Annotated in this window: 4 protein-coding genes; 2 read left to right on the top strand and 2 right to left on the bottom strand. The window is 69.1% G+C overall.

The genetic code is table 11. From position 1 onward, the window contains the following. Positions 1–135 precede the first annotated feature (135 nt). Positions 136–1,128, bottom strand: a complete 993-nt coding sequence (locus AOK24_RS22570; protein WP_055721885.1) for an aldo/keto reductase — start codon at positions 1,126–1,128, stop codon at positions 136–138. Positions 1,129–1,328: 200 nt separating this feature from the next. On the opposite strand from AOK24_RS22570, the gene AOK24_RS22565 reads away from it, so the two are divergent. Further along, entirely contained in the window at positions 1,329–2,258 is a 930-nt protein-coding gene (locus AOK24_RS22565) for a nuclear transport factor 2 family protein (RefSeq protein WP_079056937.1), read from the top strand. Positions 2,259–2,493: 235 nt separating this feature from the next. Here the strand turns inward: AOK24_RS22565 and AOK24_RS22560 are convergent, their stop codons facing one another. After that, positions 2,494–3,078, bottom strand: a complete 585-nt coding sequence (locus AOK24_RS22560) for a Uma2 family endonuclease (protein WP_055721883.1) — start codon at positions 3,076–3,078, stop codon at positions 2,494–2,496. A 213-nt stretch (positions 3,079–3,291) separates the two neighbouring features. Here AOK24_RS22560 and AOK24_RS22555 point away from each other — a divergent pair, with 213 nt between their 5' ends. Further along, entirely contained in the window at positions 3,292–4,026 is a 735-nt protein-coding gene (locus AOK24_RS22555; RefSeq protein ID WP_409120535.1) for an aminoglycoside adenylyltransferase domain-containing protein, read from the top strand. The last annotated feature ends 104 nt before the right edge of the window (positions 4,027–4,130 follow it).

The following is a 4,130-nucleotide window of genomic DNA, read 5'->3' as shown; positions in this document are numbered from 1 at the left end:
AGCTCTCGGGTACGGGGTACCGAGGGCGTACCCCTCACGTACGGGGTACGGGGGAGGTAGCTCTCAGGTACGCCCTACGGGAGGCGTACCCCTCGGGTACGGGATACCGGAGGGGTAGCTCTCAGGTACTGCCTCCTACCAGGCGAACGCCTCCGGCGACGGGCCCGGCCCCGGGAACACCTCGTCCAGCCCGGTCAGCAGCTCCTCGCTCAGCTCCAGCTCCACCGCGCGGATCGCCGACTCCAACTGCTCCGCCGTACGCGGGCCGACGATCGGGCCGGTCACGCCGGGGCGCGTGAGGAGCCAGGCCAGGGCGGCCTCGCCGGGGTCGGCCCCGTGCTTGTCGAGGAGATCCTCGTACGCCTGGATCTTGGCCCGGACACTCGCGTCGGCGATCGAGTCGGCGGCCCGGCCCGAGGCGCGACGGCCGCCCTGGACCTCCTTCTTGAGGATGCCGCCGAGGAGCCCGCCGTGCAGCGGGGACCAGGGGATCACGCCCACCCCGTACTCCTGCGCCGCGGGTATGACCTCCATCTCGGCGCGCCGCTCGTACAGGTTGTAGAGGCACTGCTCGCTGACCAGCCCGAACGAACCACGGCGCGCGGCAAGCTCGTTGGCCTGGGCGATCTTGTAGCCGGGGAAGTTGGAGGAACCGGCGTAGAGGATCTTGCCCTGCTGGATCAGGACGTCGACGGCCTGCCAGATCTCCTCGAAGGGGGTCAGGCGGTCGATGTGGTGGAACTGGTAGAGGTCGATGTGGTCGGTCTGGAGCCGCTTGAGCGACGCGTCGACCGCGCGGCGGATGTTCACCGCGGAGAGCTTGTCGTGGTTGGGCCAGGCGTCGCCGTCGGCGGCCATGTTGCCGTACACCTTGGTCGCGAGGACGACCTTGTCGCGGCGGGCGGCGCCACCGGCCGCGAACCAGTTGCCGATGATCTCTTCGGTGTGGCCCTTGTTCTCGCCCCAGCCGTAGACGTTCGCCGTGTCGAAGAAGTTGATGCCGGCGTCCAGCGCCGCGTCCATGATCGCGTGGCTGTCGGCCTCGTCTGTCTGCGGACCGAAGTTCATCGTGCCGAGCACCAGTCGGCTGACCTTGAGTCCCGTGCGTCCGAGCTGCGTGTACTTCATGGTCCTCAAGCCAACGACTTGGAGTGGACTCGACGCAAGCGACTTGAGGGGGAGGAGGAAGGTCATACCCGGGAGGGACAATACCTGCGAGTGCTATCTAGAAGTTAGCGCTTCCCTGTGGTTAGGATCAGGGCCGTAGGGTGAGGTTGAAAGTTCAAGCTGACCCCTGCCTGAGAGCCATGCCCCTGGAAGGAAACGCCGTGTCCCCCACCACGTCCGCCCGTCGGGTGCTCGCCGCGGTCCTCGCGGCCGGTGCTCTGACGGTCACCGCCGCCACCGTTCCCGCCGTCGCCGTGCCGTACGACCGGCCCGGGCACGTGTCCGTCGACTCGCCGCTGCGCCTCGCGTACCAGAAGGACGTCGCCGTCCGGGTTCTCAAGGGGGTCTTCGAGCGGGGTGACGGGGCCGTCGTCGACCGGTACGTCCGCGCCGACTACATCCAGCACAACCCGCTCGCGCCCGACGGCGCCGCGACGCTGAAGAACCTCGGCACGTCCGTCCACCAGCAGTTCCCCGACGCGAAGTACGACGTCAAGAGGGTCATCTCCGAAGGGGACTTGGTCGTCGTCCACTCCAACGTCGTTATGGTGCCCGGGAGTTCGGGAAGCGCCGTCTTCGACATCTTCCGGTTCCAGGGCGGGAGGATCGCCGAGCACTGGGACACCGGGCAGAACGTCCCCGACACGACCGCCAACGGCAACGACATGTTCTCCACGGTGAGTTGGCCCCGTACCCAGCAGCCCGGGCCGGCCTGGCTGACGTCGTACAACAAGAAGCTCGTGGAGAAGGCGTTCGACCAGTTGCTCGTGCGGAAGGACGTCGGCGCGATCGACCGGTACTGGAGCACCGGCTACCAGCAGCACAACCCGAACATCCCCAACGGGGCCGCCGGTGCCAAGGCCGGGCTCGGCGCGTACTTCGCCCAGTTCCCCCAGCTGAAGGTCGAGCCCAAGCGGGTCGTCGCCGAGGGCGACCTCGTCGCCGTCCACAGCCACTACATCCCGGCGCCCGGTCAGCGGGGGCAGGCGATCGTGGATCTGTTCCGGGTGCGGGGCGGGAAGATCGTCGAGCACTGGGACGTCATCCAGGACGTGCCGGAGACGTCGGCGAACGACAACACGATGTTCTAGCGCGGGAGCCGGGGACTCCGGGGGTAGTACCCCCGGAGTCCCTGAGAGCTAGGGCCTGTCCGGCGGATCAGGCTGCACGAGAGTGACGGTTCCGTATCGGTGCCGGTGAGCGGGGTCTGGTGCGTGCAGCTGCAAGGCGGAGGAGGGCGTCGACGCGGAGCGTCGGCAACCGACGACAACGCGGCAGATGCGCGTGCCAGACCCCGCGACCGCGGCCTGATCCGCCGGACAGGCCCTAGTCCCGGGGGAACCCGTCGGTCTTCAGGACCAGGTCGATGACGGTGCCGGTCAGGTCGATGTCCTTGCCGAAGTCGACCCTCAGCATTTTGGCGTAGTCCCCGTCGGTGGGGTCGGTGTAGACGTTGCAGCGGCCCTGGTAGGGGTCGGCCACGAGGTAGACGGGGACCTCGGCGGTCGCGTACGCGGTGAGTTTGGGGCCGTAGTCGTTGGCGGCGGTGCCCCGGGAGATGACCTCGGCGACGAACTCGACGTCCTTGTGGCTCCAGCGGCCGTAGTCCTTCTCCGCGGAGTCGCGCAGCTTGACGACATCCGGGCAGAAGGCGTTCCCCTTGCCCGGGAAGTCGATGCGGACGTCCGACAGGACGTTGACGTCCATCCCGAACCTGTCCTCGACGGCCCGTACGATCCGCCGGATGATGGCCCAGTGGGTGTCCCGCTGCGGTGTCATGAAGACGCTGCCCTCGACGATCTCGACCCTGAATCCTTCGGGGACGGGCATCCGCTCCAGCCGCTCGAACCACTCGTCCAAGCGCTCGGTGTTGGCGTCGGCCATGGCGATCCTGTCGTCAAGGACGGTCATCGTGGCGCTCCTCCCCGGCTGCCCTCGTGCAGGCGCAGCCGCGCAGTACAACGATACGTACGGTGCCGAGGTCACGCACGAGCTCACGGGGCCCGCACAAATGTGCTTGCGGCCACCACCCCGGCGCCGCCTACCGTGCGCCTAGGACGTTCAGAGCTCGCCGCCTGCCACCGGCGGACGCGCTCAACTTCGAGTGGGCGGAGCGGCATTGTGCTGGGGAGCAGGGAAGCGGAGTTGCTGCGCGGGGTGGTGGGGGAGGGGGAGCTGCTCGGGGCTTATCTGCACGGGTCGGCGGTGCTGGGCGGGCTTCGGCCGCACAGCGACATCGATGTGCTCGGGGTGGTGCGGAAGTCGTTGAGTGAGCGTCAGAGAAAGGTGCTCGTCGGTGAGTTGCTGGCTCTGTCCGGGCAACGCGGGTACCGGTACGTCGAGTTGACCGTCGTCGTGCAGGAGGACGTGCGGCCCTGGCGGTTTCCGCCCGTCTGCGACTTTCTCTACGGGGACTGGCTGCGCGGGGAGTTCGAGAGCGGGGTGCTGCCCGCGCCGGAGGCCAGTGCCGATCTGGCGCCGGTGCTCACCATGGTCCTTCAGGGGAACGCGCCTCTTCTCGGCGGCCCGCCTCCGTCCGCCCTCCTCGACCCCGTCCCGCACGCCGACCTCCTGCGGGGGATCACCGCCGGCGTCCCGGACCTCATGGCCGACCTGGAGCACGACACCCGCAACGTCCTGCTGACCCTCGCCCGTATCTGGATGACCCTCGGTACGGGGGCCGTGGGCGCCAAGGACGAGGCGGCCCGGTGGGCGGAGGCCAGGCTGGCGGGGGAGCACCGGGCCGTGCTGGCGCGGGCCCGCGCGGCGTACCTGGGCGAGGACCAGGAACCGGGGACCGGGGCGAGGGCGTGCGCCGAGGCGATGGCCGAGGTCATCGAGGGGTTCGGTCCCCCGTAGGTACTACCCGGGGACTACCCCGGGGCTTGGGGACTACCCCGGGGTCGGGGGCTTGCCCGGGTGCCCCGAGTGCCGCCCTGCCCTCGGGTACTACCCCTCCTCGT

The sequence above is a fragment of the Streptomyces niveiscabiei genome, from assembly GCF_001419795.1.
GTDB lineage: Bacteria > Actinomycetota > Actinomycetes > Streptomycetales > Streptomycetaceae > Streptomyces > Streptomyces niveiscabiei.
This window is presented reverse-complemented; position numbering and strand designations above follow the sequence as displayed.